Source organism: Modestobacter sp. SYSU DS0904 (assembly GCF_054051115.1).
The window spans coordinates 1-13540 of sequence record NZ_JBJHAQ010000061.1; the positions used below are offsets into that span (position 1 = coordinate 1).

The window sequence follows — 13540 nt, forward strand, 5'->3', positions numbered from 1 at the left end:
GTGCGGAGATGGCAGGACTGTGATGAGACACGCCAGCGCCAACTGGCGGTCAAGCTCCTGATCAGGCCAACGTCTCCGGCCGGGCCGGTGCCGGCAGCAGCAGACGGACAAGTCGGCTCAAAGGCACGAAGCCAGTCAGACCAAGGGTCACGCCCACTACTGCCGGCCGCCAGCCCATCACCATCAGACCGGCCCGGCCATGCTCACAGGTCAGCCCAGATCGGCGGAGAGCCACCGCTGCGGGCGGAGGTGCACCACGACCTGGTCGCCGTGCTCGGCGAGCGACATCCCGACGTAGCCCTCCACCGCCTCGGCGGGCAGGTAGCGCTCGGCCATGGCCCGTACGTCGTCGGTGGTGGCCGGCCGGGTGCCGGTGACCGGGCCCTCGACCGACACGTACCGGACCGACGGCGCGAGGCGGTCGACCAGCAGGCTGAACCGGCCCGCCGCCTCGATCAGCCGGGCCTTGCGCGAGGCCGCGGGGGTGACGATCCAGGCCGTCCCGCCCCGGGTGTAGCCGTACCAGATCGGGACGGTCAGCGGCCCGCGGTCGGGACCGGCGGCGACCGCGAGGGCCGCCACGTGCGGTTCGGCGAGGAACTGCTCTCGGAGGTCGGTGCTCAGCGCCATGCCGGCATGCTGGCGGAGGGGTACGACAGGACCGGCGCCCCACGGCGGGCGCCCCGGACGCTGCGCCATACGCTGGTGGCGTGGACACGCTCACTCCTGCCGAGGTCGCCCAGCAGCTCGGCGTCTCACCCAACCGGGTCCGCCAACTGGTGCGCGAGCACAAGCTGATCGCCGTGCCCGGCAGCGGCAGCAGCAAGATCCCGGCCGACCTGCTGATGGACGGTGAGGTGCTCCGGCACCTGCCCGGGCTGCTCACCGTGCTGCTCGACGGCGGCTACACCGAGGAGGAGGCCTTCGACTGGCTCTACCGGGAGGACGACACCCTCCCCGGTACCCCGGTCCAGGCACTGCGCGACGACCGGCACCGCGAGGTCGTCCGCCGGGCGCAGGCGCTGGCGTTCTGACCCGGCGAGTCCTGGACCGGCGATGGGGCAGCTGACCTACGGGGCGCTCCTGGTGGGCTGTCTCGTGGTCACCGCCCCGCTGGAGCTGCTGCTGGGGGTCCGGGTCTACGCCCGCTGGCGCCGGCTGCTGCTCGCGCTCGTCCCCGAGCTGGTCGTCTTCCTCGCCTGGGTGCTGTACGCGATCGCGCAGGGGCACTGGGACTACAGCGCCACCCGCACCATCGACGTCCGGCTGCCCGGTGGCATCCCGGTCGAGGAGGTGCTCTTCTTCGTCGTCGTGCCGATCTGCGCGGTGCTGGCGCTCGAGGCGGTGCGCAAGGTGACCAGGTGGGACGCCGGCTATCCCGCTGAGGAGGCCGAGAGATGAGGTGCAGGCGGTGAGCTACAGCGCCCTGGCCGTGCTCGCCGTCGTGGCGGTCCTCGTCGTCGACCTCGCCGTGCTGCGCACCCGGCTGGTCACCCGGCGGGTGTTCTGGACCGCCTACGCCATCGTCATCTTCTTCCAGCTGCTGATGAACGGCGTGCTCACCGGGCTGGACGTGGTCACCTACGACCCGGGCGCCATCTGGGGCCCGCGGATCGCCTACGCCCCGGTCGAGGACCTGCTGTTCGGCTTCGCCCTGGTGCTGCTCACCCTGGCCAGCTGGGCGGCGGTCAACCGGCGGGCGAACACCGCCAGGCGGCGCGGCCTGGACACCCGCACCCGGCGGTCCAGCACCCGGTAGTCGGCCCGCTCGATCTCGGTGAGGATGCCGCCGTAGAGGGCGGTCGCCGCGCGGACGCAGTCCCGCGACTCCGGTGCCAGCATCGGGGTGCCCGGTGCGGCGTCGTCGTACCGGCGGCGGGTGACCGCGACCATCTCCCGCATCAGCCCGGTGAACGCGGGGGAGTGCCGCCGGGCGGCGAGCTGCTCCCGGGTGACCCCGTGGGCGGCCATCAGGTCCGCGGGCAGGTAGACCCGGCCGCGGTCGACGTCCTCGGCGACGTCGCGCAGGAAGTTGGTCAGCTGGAACGCCTCGCCCAGGGCGATCGCGTGCGGCGCCGCCTCGTCCCGGGTGACCCCGGGAGCGGTGCCCAGCACCGGGAGCACCTGCAGCCCGATCACCGATGCCGACCCCCACATGTACCGGTCCAGCGCGTCGAGGTCGGCGTAGCCGGTGACGTCCAGGTCGCTGGTCATCGCGGCGAGGAAGTCGACCAGGTGCTCCCGTGCGATGTCGTACCGCCGGTAGGTGTGCACCAGGGCCAGCCGCACCGGGTCGTCGGACCAGCCGGCCTCGACCTCCTCCAGCGCCGCCGTCGACCAGGCCAGCAACTCGCCCTCGGGGTCCCGGCCGGGCTGGTCGGCGCCGACGTCGACGATGTCGTCGGCCACCCGGGCGGCGGCGTACAGCGCGTGGATCGCCGCCCGGCGGTCGGGGGTGAGCAGCCGGGTGGCCAGGAAGTAGGACTTGCCGTGCTCGGCGGCGATCCCCCGGCACACCGCGTAGGCCGCGTCCAGCTGCGCCTGCTGCTGCGCCCGGGTGGGCGGCGGGACGGCGGTCACGACTGCACTCCCGTGATCCGCTCGGCGGCCAGCCGGCCGCTGATCACCACCATCGGCACCCCGACCCCGGGCTGCACCGACGAGCCGGCCAGCACCACGTTCTCCGGGCCCGAACGGGGCCGGGTGGAGGGGCGGAACGGCCCGGTCTGGCCGAAGGTGTGCGCCAGCGCGAACGGCGTGCCCGCGGCCATGCCCTGCGCCGCCCAGTCGACGGGGGTGAGCAGCTCCTCCACCTCGATCGCGTCGGTGACGCCGGTCCAGCCCCGGGCGTCGAGGGTGGCCAGCAGCTCTTCCCGGTAGCGCGGCGCCAGCGCCGGCCAGTCCAGGTCGGGGTTGCCGCCGCTGCGCCGGTCGAGGTTCGGGGTGGGGGCGACCACGCTGAGCACCTGACCACCGTCGGGCGCGAGCGAGCGGTCGGTCACCGACGGCATGCTGATCAGCAGGCTCGGGTCGCTCATCGGACGGCCGTCGCGGGTCAGCTCGTCGAACACCTGCCGCCAGGACGCCCCGAAGCTGATCGTGTGGTGCGCCTGGCCGGGGAACGTCGCGCGGGCGCCCAGGTGCAGCGCCACGCAGGACGGCGAGTAGACCGGGCGCCGCGGCCCGCGCAGGCCCGGCACCAGGTGGTGCGGGGCGTCGGCGGTGACCACGACGGCGTCGGCGGGCAGCCGGTCGCCGCCGGCCAGCCGGACGGCGGTGAACCGGGAGCCCTCGACCTCCAGCTCGGCGTCCACCCCGTAGCGGAACTCCACCCCGGCGTCGGCGGCCGCGGCGGCCATCGCCCGGGGGACGGCACCGATGCCGCCCTCGGGGTGCCAGACCCCGGCGCCGATGTCCAGCTGGGCGATGACCGCGTAGGCGGCGATCGCCCGGAACGGCGAGACCCCGGCGTAGAGGGCCTGGAAGCTGAACAGCCGGCGCAGCCGGTCGTCGTCGAAGAACCGCTCGACGTGCGAGGACAGCCGGCGGAAGCCGCCGCGGCGGGCCAGCTGCAGCAGCTCCGGCCCGGCGAGGTCCAGCGGGGAGTCCAGGTTGCGGTCGATGAAGGTGCGCAGCTGCAGCCGGTACAGCTCGGTCAGGTCGTCCAGGTAGCGGTGCAGCGCCGCCGCCTCGGCGGGCCCGCACAGCCGCTCGACCTCGGCGGCGAACGCGCCCCGGTCGGCGTGCACGTCCAGGTGCGTGCCGTCGGCGAACTGGGCGCGGTAGGTGGTGGTCAGCGGGGTCAGCGTCAGCCGGTCGGCCATCCGCTCGCCGACCGCGGCGAAGGCGTCCTCGACCAGCTCCGGGGCGGTGAACACCGACGGGCCGGTGTCCAGCGTGTAGCCGGCCCGGGTGACCACGCCGGCACGCCCGCCCGGACCGGGGCAGCGGTCGACGACGGTGACCTCACGGCCGGCGCCGCGCAGCCGGAGCGCCGCCGACAGCCCGGCCAGCCCGGCGCCGACGACGACCACCCGGTCGGTGCGGCCCGGGACGGTGCGGACCCGGCCGGTGCGCAGGCCGCTCATCGACGGAGGTCTCCTGCACCGGAGTGGCCACTTCGGCGCGGTCCGCGGTCCCCTGCACCGAAGTGGCCACTTCGGTGCGGTGCGGGCGCGGTCACGCGGCGCGGGTGGTCGCGGCGACGGCGAGCGCGTCCAGTGCGGCGCGGGCGTCCTCGGCCACCGGGGCCCCGGCGATGGCGGTGCGGGCCAGGGCGGTCCGCTCGGCGATCCGCTCCTCGACCCGGGCCCGGGCGCCGGTGGCCTCGATCAGCTGCCGCAGTGCGGCGAACTGCTCGGGGCCGGCGGTCGGGGAACCCAGGGCATCGGCCAGCAGCCGCCGGCCGGCGGCGTCGGCGCGCTCCTCGGCCAGCGCGATGAGCAGGGTCTGCTTGCCCTCCCGCAGGTCGTCGTCGGCGGACTTGCCGGTGACCTGCGGGTCGCCGAACACGCCCAGCACGTCGTCGCGCAGCTGGAAGGCCTCGCCCAGCGGCAGGCCGATCGCGGTGTAGGCCTCGGTGACCTCGGGCGGGGCGCCGGCGATCGCGGCCCCCAGCTGCAGCGGCCGCTGCACGGTGTACCCGGCGCTCTTGTACCGGGCGACGGCCAGCGCCCCCTCGGGGCCGGGCAGCCCGCCCGCGGCGCGGAGCAGGTCGAGGTACTGGCCGGCGGTCACCTCGGTGCGCATCACGTCCCACACCGCCCGGGCGCGGGCCAGCGCCGGGCTGGAGATGCCCGATCGGCGCAGCTGCTCGTCGGACCAGACCAGCGCCAGGTCGCCGACCAGGATCGCGGCGCCCACGCCGAACGCGGTGGCGTCCCCGCCGAGCGCCTCGGCGCCGTGCCGGCTGGCGAAGCCGATGTGCGTGGCCGGCCGGCTGCGGCGGGTCAGGGCGCCGTCCATGACGTCGTCGTGCACCAGCGCGCTGGCGTGCACGAACTCCAGCGCGGCGACCGCGCGCAGCACCGACTCGTCGTCCTCGGCCGGGGCGGGGGCGGTCGCGGTGGCCCCGCGCCAGCCCCAGTAGGCGAACAGCGGGCGCAGCCGCTTGCCGCCCTCGGCGAGCGCGCAGACCTCCTCGACCACCGGCGTCAGCTGCGGCGCCATGCCCGAGAGGGTGCGGCGCTGCTCGGTGAGGAAGGTGGTGAGCGCGGCGCTGACCGCACCGCGGACCCGCTCCAGGTCGGCCGCCCGCAGGGCGGTGACCCCGGGGCCGGGTGGGCTGTCGCGGTGCTGGGTCCCGGCGATCACCGGACCAGTATTGCCCAACTCGATGGGTCGCGGCCCGGTCAAGGTGTCAGTCTGCTGACGGTGGGGCATCGGCGTCCTCTCCGGCGGCCGCGCACGCGACCGTCGTCCTCCTTCGCCCCTGATCGGCCGCGTGGATGCAGTCACTACGCTTCTCCTCGTGACCGGCACGGTGCGTGAGCTCCTCGCCCAGGAGCGGCCCACGTGGTCGTTCGAGTTCTTCCCGCCCAAGGACGGGGCGGGGGAGACCCAGCTGTGGACCGCCCTGCGCGAGCTGGAGCGGCTGCGGCCCTCGTTCGTGTCGGTGACCTACGGCGCCGGGGGCTCCACCCGTGAGGGCACCGTCGCGGTGACCGAGCGAATCGCCGCGGAGACCACGATGCTGCCGCTGGCGCACCTGACCGCGGTCGACCACACCGTCGCGGAGCTGCGGCACGTGGTCAGCCGGCTGGCGGCGGCCGGGGTGCGGAACCTGCTGGCGCTGCGGGGCGACCCGCCCGGCGCCGACCCGCAGTCGGAGTGGGTGGCCCATCCCGATGGCGTGCGGTACGCCGCCGACCTGGTCTCGCTGATCAAGGACGCCGGTGACTTCTGCGTGGGGGTGGCGGCCTTCCCCGAGCTGCACCCCCGCTCGCCGGACGCCGAGGCCGACACCGAGATGTTCATCGCCAAGTGCCGCGCCGGTGCGGACTTCGCGATCACCCAGATGTTCTTCCGGGTCGAGGACTACCTGCGGCTGCGCGACCGGGTGACCGCGCGGGGCTGCGACGTCCCGGTCCTCGCCGGGGTGATGCCGGTGACCAGCGCCCGGCAGATCGCCCGGATCGTGGAGCTGTCCGGCCAGGCGTTCCCGGCGGAGCTGGCCGAGCGGTTCGCCGCGCTGGACGGCGACACCCCTGAGGCCCGGCGGGCGGTGCGGGAGCTGGGCGTCGAGGTGGCCACCGAGATGTGCGGCCGCCTGCTGGACGAGGGCGTCCCGGGCATCCACTTCATCACCATGAACCGCTCGACGGCGACCCGGGAGGTCCACGCCAACCTGGCCGGGGCGCCGGCGGTCTGACCCTCAGCGGGACAGCAGCTCGTCGGCCGCTCGCGCCGCCAGGCGCAACCCCTCGTGCTCGGCGGCGTAGCCACCGACGACGCCCACCACCGGCAGCTGGGACAGCGCCCGGTGGCGCAGCTTGCCCTTGGGCCGGGCGTCCAGGGCGTCGTCGATCCGGCCGAGCAGCCGGGCGACCCGCCACAGCGCGCGGGCCGCGCCGCCGAGGCCCGGGCGCCGCTCCCCGAAGGCCTCCTGCGCGTACACCCCGCGGTCGCGCTCCAGCAGCGGGCGCACCCGGTCGGCGGGCAGGTCGCGGTCGAGCAGCACCCGCGTCAGCAGGGTGATCCGGTCGGCCGGGTCGGCGACCCCGTGCTCGGCGGCGACGCCCAGCACGACCAGCGACTGCACCGCCGAGCCGACCGCGTTCTGCAACGGCAGCAGGGAGGCGAGCCGGCCGGCGAACCGTGGCGCCGCCGAGACGCCGGCCGCCACCCGGCTCACCCGGTCGGCCCACCACGCGGCGCGCTGCCCGGCCGGCAGCTCGGGTGGCCGGCCCAGCCGCCGGACCACCGGGGCCAGCACCCGGTCGACCCGGCGCAGGACGTCGACGACCACGGCATCGCTGATCGGAGGAGGCACCTCGTGACCGTAGGGCGGCGGGTCGCGGGCCGCATGATCACCGGTCCCGGCAGGTCGTGCGCAACCGACGTACCGTCTTCGGCGTGGCGCGACGGCGGACCGGGGCAGCCGCCCGCTGGGCAGCCGTGGCCGCCGGCACCGCGCTGCTGGTGAGCCTCCCCGCGCTGGTCGCCGCGCTGCCGGCCACCGACGCCGCCGTCTCCGCTCCTGACCTGCGGGCGCGGGCGCTCGCCTCGGCCGACGTCCCGTACTCCGGCTACGCGCAGGCGGCCGGGGGCCTCGCGCTGCCGGTCGGCCAGCAGCTCACCCCGGTCGCCGACCTGCTCAGCGACCGGACGTCGATGCGCACCTGGTACCGCGGCCCGCTGGACTGGCGGGTGGACGTGGTCACCCCCACCGGGGAGACCGGGGTGCACCTGAGCCCCGCCGGTCGCTGGACGTGGGAGTACGAGGAGGCGCGGGTCACCCGGTCCGCCGCCGGCAGTCCGCTCGCGCTCCCCACGGCACCGGACCTGCTGCCCACCGCGCTGGGGTGGCGGCTGCTGTCCGAGGCCGCCGACGACGAGCTGTCCCGGTTGCCGGCCGCGCGGATCGCCGGGCGCGACGCCCTGGGCCTGCGCCTGGTGCCGGTGGACGCCGCCGCCTCGGTCGCCCGGGTCGACGTCTGGGTCGACGCCGACAGCGGCCTCCCGCTGCGGGTGCTCGTCGTCGGGGACACCGGCGCAGGCCCCGCGCTGGACACCGCGTTCCTCGACGTCGACGTCAGCACGCCACCGGCCTCGGTCACCCGGTTCACCGCGGTGCCGGCGCGCGACCTGCGCACCGGCCCGGACCAGCAGCTGCTGGACGCCGCCCGGGCCGGCGCCCGCCGCGACGTCGTCCTGCCCGCCGCACTCGCCGGCCTGGACCGGCGCGCCGTGCCCGGGGTGCCGGAGTCGATCGCCGCCTACGGCCGCGGGGTCACCGTGCTGGTCGTCGCGCCGCTGCCGGAGGAGGCGGCCGGGGGGCTGCGAGGTGCCCTGCGGCGCGCGCCGGAGGCCGTCGTCGACGAACTCGGCGTGCGGCTGGCCGCCGGGCCGCTGGGGCTGATGCTGGTCGACGGGCGGAGCGGGCCGCTGCTGCTCACCGGCACGGTCGGCACCGACGCGCTCGCGCTGGCCGCCGCCGAGCTGACCGGCGGCGACCGGTGAGCACGGTGATCGCGACCACCGGCCTGGTCAAGCGCTACGGGCGGCTGCGCGCCGTCGACGGCATCGACCTCGACGTGCGCGCCGGGGACGTCTACGGCTTCCTGGGCGCCAACGGCTCGGGGAAGACGACGACCGTGCGGATGCTGCTGGGCCTGGTGCTGCCCACCGCGGGGGAGGTGCGGCTGCTGGACCGGCCGATGCCGCGGCGGTCGCGGGAGGTGCTGCCCCGGGTGGGGGCCCTGGTCGAGGGGCCGGCGCACTACGGCCACCTCTCCGGGCGGACCAACCTGGCGCTGCTGGACGCCGCCGGCCCCGGCGGGTCGCGGCGCACCCGGCGGACGCGGATCGACACGGTGCTGGAGCAGGTCGGGCTGGCCGGGGTGGGCCGCCGGCCGGTGCGCGACTACTCGCTGGGCATGCGCCAGCGGCTGGGTCTGGGCGGGGCTCTGCTGCGCCGTCCGGAGCTGCTGGTGCTCGACGAGCCCACCAACGGCTTGGACCCGCAGGGCATCTCCGAGATCCGGGAGCTGCTGCTGGCGCTGAACCGGGAGGGGACGACGGTGTTCCTCTCCAGCCACCTGCTGGCCGAGGTCGAGCAGCTGGCCACCCGGGTGGGGGTGCTCGACCGCGGGCGGCTGGTGCTGCAGGACGAGCTGGCCACCCTCACCGCACCCACCGGGGCCACGGTGGTGGAGACCCCCGACCCGCAGCGGGTGCGCGCGGCGCTGGACGGGCGGGTGCTGGAGCTCGGCGCCGGCCGGGCGGTGGTGCGCGGTCCCGACCCGGCCGAGGTCAACGCCGCGCTGGTGGCCGCCGGGGTGCCGGTCACCGGGCTGGCGCTGCAGCGGCCGACCCTGGAGGAGGTGGTGCTGGCCGCGGCGAGCACCAGCGCCGACCGGGTCGACGCGCCGGGGGAGCGGTCGCGGCGGTGATCGGCGTCGAGCTGCGCAAGCTGTTCCGCCGGCCGCGGACCTGGGTGACGATCGCGCTGCTCAACGCGCTGCCGGTGCTGGTGGCCGTGCTGCTGGCGATCACCGACCTGGCGCCACGGCCCGGGGAGGGCCCGGCGTTCCTCTCCGCAGTGCTCACCAACGGCACCCTCTACCCGCTGGCCGCGCTGGCGATCGTGCTGCCGCTGTTCCTGCCGATCGCGGTGGCGCTGATCGCCGGGGAGTCGGTGGCCGGGGAGGCGCAGGCCGGCACGCTGCGCTACCTGCTCGCCCGCCCGGCCGGGCGCACCCGGTTGCTGGTGGCGAAGCTGGTCGCGCTCATCGCCTTCGTCTTCGTCACCGTCCTGGTGGTCGCGGTGGTCGGCTACCTGGTGGGGCAGCTGCTGTTCGACGTCCAGCCGATCGGTGGCACGACGCTGTCCGGGACGACGCTCACCGCGCAGGAGCTGGCCCTCCGCACCCTGCTGGCCATCGGCTACGTGACCGTCTCGATGCTCGGGGTCGCGGCGTTCGCGCTGTTCTTCTCCACGCTCACCGACTCCCCGCCCGCGGCGATGCTCGGCGCGCTGGCGGTGCTCATCGCCTCCTCGCTGCTGCTCACCCTGGACGCGGCGTCGTCCTTCGCGCCCTACCTGCCCACCCGCTACTGGCTGGCGTTCGTCGACCTGTTCCGGGACCCGGTCTTCTGGCGCGACATCGTGCGCGGCCTGGCCCTGCAGGGCGTCTACGTCGGGGTGCTGCTGGCCGCGGCGTGGGCGAACTTCACCACGAAGGACATCACCAGCTGAGCGCGGACGACGGGTGCGCACCCGGTGGGGTGTCCGGCCCGCTGGACACCCCACCGACTGCGCACGGGCGGCGGTCAGCGGACCGGCCCGGCAGCCGCGAACGCGATGAGCCCGGTCAGGCGCGGTCGTGGAGGGTGACCTGGTAGCCGTCGGGGTCGGCGAAGGTGAACGTCCGACCGAAGGGGCCGTCGATCGGCGCGGAGACGATGGTGTGCCCGTCGGTGACGAGGGCGTCGTGGATCTGACATGAGTCAAGAGCGCGCCGGGATCGACCTGGAAACGTCGCTGGGCTACCTGCTGAAGGAGGCGTCGAGCGCGCTGCGCGCAGCCATGGAGGAGGTGCTGCGGCCGCTGGGCATGAACGTGACGCGCTATTCCTGCCTCGAACTGCTGGCGCAACGACCGGGCCTGTCGAACTCGGAGCTCGCGCGGGGCGCATTCGTGACCCGCCGCCAGTCGATGAACGTGCTGCTCCAGGCCCTGGAACGAGAGGGCTACGTGACCAGGCCTGCGGAGGCGGCCGTCGGAGGGTCCTGCCCACGCGGCTGACGCCTCGCGGCCGGCGGGTCCTCGAGCAAGCGACCGTGGCGGTCCGGTCCGTCGAGCTCAGGATGCTGGCCGGCCTGAGCGAGACCGAGCAGTCAGCTGCGTTCGGGAGCCTGCAGGGGATGATCCACGCGCTACGCGACGACGACGGCGGCGCGTGAGCCGTTCCCCGGCGCCGCGGCGCTCAGCCCGCGCTGAGCGCCGCGCAGTCGTCGGGCCCCAGCTCGACCGGGTCGCCGGGGGCCAGCTGGGCCAGCACCATCGCCTGCACCAGCGGGTCGGTGGGCAGCCGGCCGTGCGAGACCTGCGAGTCCGAACACACCGACTGCACCGGCAGCTCGAGCGCCCCGGCCAGCTCGGCGGAGGCCGGCGGGGTGACCGTCTGGTCCACGGTGGTCCAGATCGACACCCAGCTGGGGCCGGCCGGCGTCTCGTCCTCGGCGTTCAGGCCGGCGAGCAGGTCGCTGTCGGTGGTCAGCTGCTGGCAGCCATCCCCGCACTCGGCCGGGACGATGCTGCGCGCCAGGTCGGCCACGGTGGTGCCGTGGTGCGGCGAGCCCAGGGTGACCACCCGCCGGGCCTGCGCAGCGCCGCCGTCGGCGGCCCACAGCCGGGCGATCACCCCGCCGGCGGAGTAACCGATGACGTCGACGCTCTCCGCGCCGGTGCGCTCCAGCACCGCGTCGACCGCGTCCCCGAGCGCGTCGGCCGACACCCGCAGGTCGCCGGTGCCGCCGTCGGGCACCGCGACGACGGTCGCGTCGCGCCCCTCGGCGGTGAGCCGCTCGGCCAGCGGCCGCAGCGCCTCCACCGACCCGCCGTACCCGGGCACCAGCAGCACCGGACCGGGCCGATCCGGGTCGGCCGCGCTCCCCGGGCCGGGGTCGTCCGCCCCGCTCAGCAGCGGGACGGCGACCGCCACGGCCACCGCCACCAGCACGAGCGCGAGCAGGGCCAGCAGCAGACGGCGGCGGGCGGGGGCGAGACCGGCGAGCACGGGCCCACTCTCCCTGCTGCCAGCGCCCGGTGCCCGCATCGTGGTGGACTGCACGGGTGCTGAGCCGTGAGGAGTACCTCATCGCGTGGTCCCGCTGGCACGGCGGCACCGACCCGGCCGCCAGCCGGCTGGTGCGCGGGTGGCTCACCCTGGCCTACACGCTGGCCGTGCCGCTGGCCCGGGTGTCGCCGCTGGTGGCCACCGCACTGGGGCTGGTCGTGGCGGGGGCGGCCGTGCCGGCGGCGGCCGCCGGGGGGCTCTGGCTGGTCGCGGCGGGGCTGCTGGTGGGCCTGTCCGGGTTGCTGGACTCCCTCGACGGCGCGCTGGCCATCGCCGGGGGACGGGCGTCCCGGCGGGGCTTCGTGCTGGACTCCGTCGTCGACCGGCTCACCGAGGTGGCCTACGCCCTGGCGCTGTGGGCCGCCGGGGCACCGGGTTGGCTGGCCGTGGCGTTCGGGGCGCTGTGCTGGCTGCCGGACTACCTGCGCGCCCGCGCCGGGCAGGCCGGGGTCAGCGAGACCGGGGCGATCTCGGTGTGGGAGCGGCCCACCCGGGTCGCGATGAGCGGGATGACCCTCGGTGGAGCCGGGGTGGTCGCAGCGGTGGTCTCCCCGGCCCTGGTCTCCCCGGCCCTGGTCTCCCCGGCCGTGGTCGTCGGCATCGGCACCGGGGTCGGTTGCCTGCTCGGCGCCGTGGGCACCGGGCAGCTCGGCGTCCAGCTGCGGCGGGCGCTGGGCGACTGACCGCACCCCTGGAGGGGGAGCGGTCGGGCGGGGCGCCCGGCGGGCTCCTACGCTGGCCGTGCTCCGCGGACGCCGCGGGTCGTGCCCCGCCGTCCTCCAGGAAGCAGCAGCGCCATGTCCGTCGTCGTGACCGGCTCCATCGCCACCGACCACCTGATGACCTTCCCCGGCCGGTTCGCCGACCAGTTCGTCGAGGGGAACATGCAGAACGTCTCGCTGTCCTTCCTCGTCGACGACCTGGTGCAGCACCGCGGCGGTGCGGGCGCCAACATGGCCTACGGTCTGGCGCTGCTCGGGCAGCGGCCGGCGCTGGTCGGCGCCGTCGGCGGCGACTTCGCCGACTACGACGCCTGGCTCACCCGGCACGGGGTCGACACCGGCAGCGTGCACTGGTCCGAGCTGAAGCACACCGCCCGGTTCACCTGCACCACCGACGCGGCGAACAACCAGATCGCGTCCTTCTACTCGGGGGCGATGAGCGAGGCCTCGCTGATCGAGCTGGCCCCGGTGGTGAGCCGGATCGGCGGGGTCGACCTGGTCGTCATCGGGCCGAACGACCCGACCGCGATGGTGCAGCACACCCAGGAGTGCCGGCAGCTGGGCTTCCCCTTCCTCGCCGACCCGTCACAGCAGCTGGCCTGGGCCGACGGCGGGATGATCCGCGAGCTGGTCGACGGCGCGGAGCTGCTGTTCACCAACGAGTACGAGCACGCGCTGCTGCTGCAGAAGACCGGCTGGGACGACGCCGAGGTGCTCGCCCGGGTCGGCTGCTGGGTGACCACCCGGGCGGCCAACGGGGTGCGGGTGGAGCGGGCCGGGCAGGCGCCGATCGAGGTGATCGCCGTCCCGGAGACCAAGCCGGTCGAGCCCACCGGCGGTGGCGACGCGCTGCGCGCCGGCTTCGTCGCCGCCCGCCAGTGGGGGCTCGGCCTGGAGCGGTGCCTGCAGGTCGGCTCCGCGGTGGCGACGGCCGCCGTCGAGGTGGTCGGCACCCAGGAGTACTCGCTGCCCAGGGACGAGTTCCTGGCGCGGTTCACCGACGCCTTCGGCGCCGACGCCGCCGCCGAGGTCGCCCCGCACCTGCCGTGACTTCGTCGTCCTCCGGACGACACCGCGGCCAACGGCCGTCCCCCGGCTGCGACGAGCGCGTCCGGTGATCCGGCCGGGAGGCCTCCGGCCCCCACGTCCGGACCACCAGTGCGACTAGCTGTACTGACCCGCAGCGTTGTTGACGCGGTCGATGGGTGAGCGTCCGCCGATGCCGAGGTGGGGCCGGTTCAGGTTGTAGTGGTTCAACCAGGTCGGCAAGAGGGCGGTGCGGTCGTCGTTGCTGGC

Annotated in this window: 16 protein-coding genes and 1 pseudogene; 11 read left to right on the forward strand and 6 right to left on the reverse strand. The window is 75.6% G+C overall.

Annotated elements, in window-relative coordinates:
* Positions 1-210: 210 nt before the first annotated feature.
* Positions 211-630 carry a pyridoxamine 5'-phosphate oxidase family protein gene (locus ACI79U_RS20780; protein ID WP_457072164.1) on the reverse strand — a complete coding sequence of 140 codons (420 nt, stop codon included), beginning with the start codon at positions 628-630 and terminating at the stop codon, positions 211-213.
* Between the two features lie 80 nt (positions 631-710).
* Between ACI79U_RS20780 and ACI79U_RS20785 the strand changes: the two genes are divergently transcribed.
* From ACI79U_RS20785 to ACI79U_RS20795, 3 genes and pseudogenes are all read left to right on the forward strand, one after another.
* Positions 711-1034 (forward strand): Rv2175c family DNA-binding protein, encoded by a 324-nt coding sequence (locus tag ACI79U_RS20785; protein ID WP_457072162.1) that lies wholly within the window; start codon positions 711-713, stop codon positions 1032-1034.
* 22 nt (positions 1035-1056) lie between these two features.
* Positions 1057-1401 (forward strand): lycopene cyclase domain-containing protein, encoded by a 345-nt coding sequence (locus ACI79U_RS20790; protein ID WP_457072160.1) that lies wholly within the window; start codon positions 1057-1059, stop codon positions 1399-1401.
* Between the two features lie 70 nt (positions 1402-1471).
* Positions 1472-1621 (forward strand): annotated as a pseudogene (locus ACI79U_RS20795) (lycopene cyclase domain-containing protein); the annotation flags it as partial.
* Here the strand turns inward: ACI79U_RS20795 and ACI79U_RS20800 are convergent.
* From ACI79U_RS20800 to ACI79U_RS20810, 3 genes are all read right to left on the reverse strand, one after another.
* Complete coding sequence (locus ACI79U_RS20800; RefSeq protein ID WP_457072158.1) at positions 1618-2580, reverse strand: phytoene/squalene synthase family protein; 963 nt, start codon at positions 2578-2580, stop codon at positions 1618-1620. The pseudogene ACI79U_RS20795 and the gene ACI79U_RS20800 overlap by 4 nt on opposite strands.
* The gene (gene crtI, locus ACI79U_RS20805; protein ID WP_457072156.1) at positions 2577-4088 is read right to left on the reverse strand and encodes a phytoene desaturase family protein; all 1512 of its coding nucleotides are present in this window, start codon (positions 4086-4088) and stop codon (positions 2577-2579) included. Before crtI ends, ACI79U_RS20800 begins: the two co-directional genes overlap by 4 nt.
* Before the next feature lie 91 nt (positions 4089-4179).
* Complete coding sequence (locus ACI79U_RS20810; RefSeq protein WP_457072154.1) at positions 4180-5355, reverse strand: polyprenyl synthetase family protein; 1176 nt, start codon at positions 5353-5355, stop codon at positions 4180-4182.
* Between the two features lie 115 nt (positions 5356-5470).
* On the opposite strand from ACI79U_RS20810, the gene metF reads away from it, so the two are divergent.
* Positions 5471-6370: a methylenetetrahydrofolate reductase [NAD(P)H] gene (gene metF, locus ACI79U_RS20815; protein ID WP_457072152.1), complete on the forward strand. Its 900-nt coding sequence runs from the start codon at positions 5471-5473 to the stop codon at positions 6368-6370.
* Positions 6371-6373: 3 nt separating this feature from the next.
* Here metF and ACI79U_RS20820 read toward each other — a convergent pair whose 3' ends face one another.
* Positions 6374-6991, reverse strand: coding sequence for a hypothetical protein (locus ACI79U_RS20820; RefSeq protein WP_457072150.1), 618 nt, complete (start codon positions 6989-6991; stop codon positions 6374-6376).
* A gap of 83 nt (positions 6992-7074) precedes the next feature.
* On the opposite strand from ACI79U_RS20820, the gene ACI79U_RS20825 reads away from it, so the two are divergent.
* From ACI79U_RS20825 to ACI79U_RS20845, 5 genes are all read left to right on the forward strand, one after another.
* Positions 7075-8181: a sigma-E factor regulatory protein RseB domain-containing protein gene (locus ACI79U_RS20825; protein WP_457072148.1), complete on the forward strand. Its 1107-nt coding sequence runs from the start codon at positions 7075-7077 to the stop codon at positions 8179-8181.
* A complete protein-coding gene (locus ACI79U_RS20830; protein ID WP_457072695.1) occupies positions 8178-9113 on the forward strand; it encodes an ABC transporter ATP-binding protein in 936 nt (311 codons plus the stop codon). The genes ACI79U_RS20825 and ACI79U_RS20830 overlap by 4 nt, the downstream gene beginning before the upstream one ends.
* Complete coding sequence (locus ACI79U_RS20835; RefSeq protein ID WP_457072143.1) at positions 9110-9919, forward strand: ABC transporter permease; 810 nt, start codon at positions 9110-9112, stop codon at positions 9917-9919. Before ACI79U_RS20830 ends, ACI79U_RS20835 begins: the two co-directional genes overlap by 4 nt.
* A 246-nt stretch (positions 9920-10165) precedes the next feature.
* A complete protein-coding gene (locus tag ACI79U_RS20840; protein ID WP_457072141.1) occupies positions 10166-10468 on the forward strand; it encodes a MarR family winged helix-turn-helix transcriptional regulator in 303 nt (100 codons plus the stop codon).
* A 35-nt stretch (positions 10469-10503) separates the two neighbouring features.
* Entirely contained in the window at positions 10504-10626 is a 123-nt protein-coding gene (locus ACI79U_RS20845; protein WP_457072139.1) for a hypothetical protein, read from the forward strand.
* A gap of 23 nt (positions 10627-10649) precedes the next feature.
* On the opposite strand, the gene ACI79U_RS20850 is transcribed toward ACI79U_RS20845, so the two are convergent.
* Entirely contained in the window at positions 10650-11462 is an 813-nt protein-coding gene (locus ACI79U_RS20850; RefSeq protein WP_457072137.1) for a lipase family alpha/beta hydrolase, read from the reverse strand.
* 56 nt (positions 11463-11518) lie between these two features.
* Here ACI79U_RS20850 and ACI79U_RS20855 point away from each other — a divergent pair, with 56 nt between their 5' ends.
* A complete protein-coding gene (locus ACI79U_RS20855) occupies positions 11519-12205 on the forward strand; it encodes a CDP-alcohol phosphatidyltransferase family protein (protein ID WP_457072135.1) in 687 nt (228 codons plus the stop codon).
* Between the two features lie 114 nt (positions 12206-12319).
* On the forward strand, positions 12320-13294 hold the full coding sequence (locus ACI79U_RS20860) for a carbohydrate kinase family protein (protein ID WP_457072133.1): 975 nt from the start codon (positions 12320-12322) through the stop codon (positions 13292-13294).
* The last annotated feature ends 246 nt before the right edge of the window (positions 13295-13540 follow it).

Coding starts and splice junctions, on each gene's coding strand:
- ACI79U_RS20780 (WP_457072164.1), bottom strand. CDS start 630: ATGGCGCTGAGCACCGACCTCCGAGAGCAGTTCCTCGCCGAACCGCAC.
- ACI79U_RS20790 (WP_457072160.1), top strand. CDS start 1,057: ATGGGGCAGCTGACCTACGGGGCGCTCCTGGTGGGCTGTCTCGTGGTC.
- crtI (WP_457072156.1), bottom strand. CDS start 4,088: ATGAGCGGCCTGCGCACCGGCCGGGTCCGCACCGTCCCGGGCCGCACC.
- ACI79U_RS20840 (WP_457072141.1), top strand. CDS start 10,166: ATGAGTCAAGAGCGCGCCGGGATCGACCTGGAAACGTCGCTGGGCTAC.
- ACI79U_RS20860 (WP_457072133.1), top strand. CDS start 12,320: ATGTCCGTCGTCGTGACCGGCTCCATCGCCACCGACCACCTGATGACC.